3 protein-coding genes are annotated in these 3,036 nt (G+C 66.0%); 2 read left to right on the top strand and 1 reads right to left on the bottom strand.

The window, feature by feature from the left end; all coding sequences use genetic code 11:
• Positions 1-122: 122 nt before the first annotated feature.
• The gene (locus tag CP49_RS35295) at positions 123-860 is read left to right on the top strand and encodes an SDR family NAD(P)-dependent oxidoreductase (RefSeq protein ID WP_057854719.1); all 738 of its coding nucleotides are present in this window, start codon (positions 123-125) and stop codon (positions 858-860) included.
• 121 nt (positions 861-981) lie between these two features.
• Positions 982-1,755 carry a thioesterase family protein gene (locus tag CP49_RS35300; protein WP_057854720.1) on the top strand — a complete coding sequence of 258 codons (774 nt, stop codon included), beginning with the start codon at positions 982-984 and terminating at the stop codon, positions 1,753-1,755.
• A gap of 53 nt (positions 1,756-1,808) precedes the next feature.
• Here CP49_RS35300 and CP49_RS35305 read toward each other — a convergent pair.
• Positions 1,809-3,036: ABC transporter substrate-binding protein (locus tag CP49_RS35305; RefSeq protein WP_057854725.1), on the bottom strand; the 1,228-nt coding region annotated here is incomplete at its 5' end.

Consider the following 3,036-nt stretch of genomic DNA (forward strand, 5'->3'; position numbering starts at 1 on the left):
AGGTCGTGCCGGCCGCCGAATTGATCGCGCGGTTCAAGAAGGAATATGACGAGGCGGTCGACCCCGCATTGTGATGCGTCTTGCGGGGCGCGCCCCGTCGTGAACACGACGGAGGATCGATCATGGTCGGACAGGATGATTTGAGCGCGCATGTTGCGCTGGTGACGGGCGCGTCCCGCGGCATCGGGGCGGCCGTTGCGCTGGTGCTTGCGGAGGCGGGCGCCGCGGTCGCGGTGAATTATCGCGAGCGGGCGGATGCCGCCGAGGCCGTCGTCGCCAAGATCAAGGCTGACGGGGGCCGCGCCATCGCGGTGGCGGCCGACGTCTCGCAGGCCGCGGCCGTTGCCGGCCTGGTCGAACAGGTCGCTGCCGCGCTCGGCCCGATCGACATTCTCGTCAACAATGCGGGCCTCGCAATCGTGCGCGGGGTCGATGACCTCACCGGAAATGATTTCGACCGTACCATTGCGGTAAATCTCAAGTCGGCGTTCCTGTGTACGCAAGCCGTTCTGCCCATGATGCGGGCGCGCAAATGGGGTCGGATCGTCAATATCTCCTCGGGCGCGGCACGCGGCGCCGGCGCCATCGGCGTGCACTACAACGCCTCCAAGGCCGGCATGGAAGGCCTGACGCGCGGCTACGCGGCGCGTCTGGTCAAGGAAGGCATCACCGTCAATGCAGTGGCGCCGTCGCTGATTGAGACCGACATGATGGGCGGCCGGACTGACCTCGCGCGCAACATCCCGCTCGGCCGCATGGGCCAGGCCGAGGAGGTGGCGCAAGCCGTCGCGATGGTGCTCGGCAACAGCTACATGACCGGACAGACCATCGCCCTCAATGGCGGCATGGCGTTCATTTGAGGCGCCGTCCTGCTCTCCATCTCCTGCGAATGGCGCGGGGCGATCTGTCCGCCGCGGCCTCGACTCGTTCCGCCGAACAAGGCATGAAGCCGTTCCCTTGATCGACAGGACCTCTCACCCGATGGAAGCCATCTTTCGCGTTGACGGCAACGATGTCGTCACCAGCCGCTTTGCTGCGGGGCCATGGGACCCGAGCATGCAGCACGGTTCGCCGCCGGCGGCGCTGGTGGTGTGGGCGGCGGAGCGGATTCCGACGCCGGTCGCGATGCGGGTCGCCCGCGCGACCGTCGACTTGATGCGCCCCGTGCCGGTGGCGCCGCTGACGATCGAGAGCGAAGTCTTGCGCGAGGGGCGCAAGATCCAGCTCTGCGCCGTCAGGCTGCTCGCGAGCGGAGTTGTGGTGGTCGGTGCGACCGTGCTGAAGATCAAGGTGCAGGCGCACGAATTACCGCCCGAGACCGGGATACTGCCGGTCGAGCTTCCGGGGCCGGATCAATCGCGCGTCGAGCCGGCGGATTTTTCGTCCAGTCCGTTCGTATCAGGCATGTCGCTGCGCGCCGCCCGCGGCCGGTTCGGCTCGCCCGGGCCCGGTGCGATCTGGTACCGCGTCGACCGGCCGATCGTGTGGGGATCGCCGGTATCGCAGGCGATGCGGGCGATGGCGGCGGCGGATTTCTGCAACGGCACCTCGGCCGTGCTGGATTTTCGCGCCTGGACCTTTCTCAACGCCGATCTGACCGTGAATTTTTCGCGCGAGCCGATTGGTGAGTGGATATTGCTTGATGCCGAATCCTGGATCGGTCCTGACGGCGCGGGGCTCGCCATGGCGCGGCTCGCCGATGAGCGCGGCTATTTTGGCCGCGCGATCCAAAGCCTGGTGATCGAAAAGCGCTGACCGCAGGCTTCAGGCGCGATGAAGCCGCGATCACCGGGATCGCGGCTTCCTGATCATTCGAGATCGATCGCCTGATAGCGTCCGCTTTCATCGAGCGCTGTGCCCCAGATCTTGTGCGAGGCCTGATGCTCGGAGCGGCCGAACCCGAGCGAGGTCCCGAGACCGAGGTCGAGATTACGCATCGTCTCCAGGGTATCGATCAGCTTCTCGGTATCGAGCTGAGGCCCGGCCCGCTTGATGCCCTGAATCAGGACGTTGGCGGCGACATAGCCCTCGAGCGACACGTAGTCGGGCGCCTCGCCGGGAAAATATTTGGCGAGCGCGTTCTTGTATTCGAGCACGGCCGACGAATAGCCCGACACTGCCGGCACCACCTGCGTCACGATCACCCCGTTGGTGTAACGCGGTCCCAGCAGCTTCAATTCCTCGGCAAGCGCAGTGGAGCCGACGAACGAAACGTTGGAGTAGATCATTCCGGGATAGAGGTCGCGCGTCTTCTCGATGAACCTCGCCGCGGCCCGGTAGGTGGCGACCATGACGACGGCCTTGATCGGCGGCTTCGCAAGCTTCAACTGGTTGATCGCATCGTCCACGTCGACGGTGTTTCGCGAATAGTTGAGCCGGACGATGGCGCCGTCGTTCACGCCCATGGAGCGGAACGCTTTTGCGACCCCTGCAAATCCGGCGTCACCGTACGAATCCTGTTGCGCAAAGACCGCGATTTGCCGGGGCTGCAGCCTCCGTATCTTGACGAGGTAACGAACGACGGCGTCGGTTTCCTCGGCATAGCTGGCGCGGTAGTTGAACACGTAGCGATCCGGCGGATCGTTGCGCAGGATGTTGGCGCCGGTGAAGGCCCCGAAGAACAGCATCCGGCGTTCGAGCGCATAGGGGACCGCCACCGCCGCGGTCGGCGTGCCGACATTGCCGACGATGCCGAACACCTGGTCCTTTTCATAGAGCTGCTTCATCGCTTCCGCGGTGCGCGAAGGCTCGTAGCCGTCGTCGGCGGCGTGCAGTTTGAGCATCCGCCCGTCGACGCCGCCGGCATCGTTGATCCGGTTGAAGGCGGTCTCGATGCCGAGCTTCATCTGGCGGCCGAGCTCCCTGGCGGAGCCGGAGAAGGGGGCTGCGATGCCGAAGCGGATTTCCTTTTCGCCGATACCGCGCGGCAGCGGGCCGGCCGGGACGTTGGCCGTCGGCGCGGTCGCTGCATTCGCGGCGGTCGCCGCGGCGGCAGGCGAGGGGCCGATCACGCTGGAGAGGCTCGGCCCGGGGATC

Source organism: Bradyrhizobium valentinum (genome assembly GCF_001440405.1).
Lineage (GTDB): Bacteria > Pseudomonadota > Alphaproteobacteria > Rhizobiales > Xanthobacteraceae > Bradyrhizobium > Bradyrhizobium valentinum.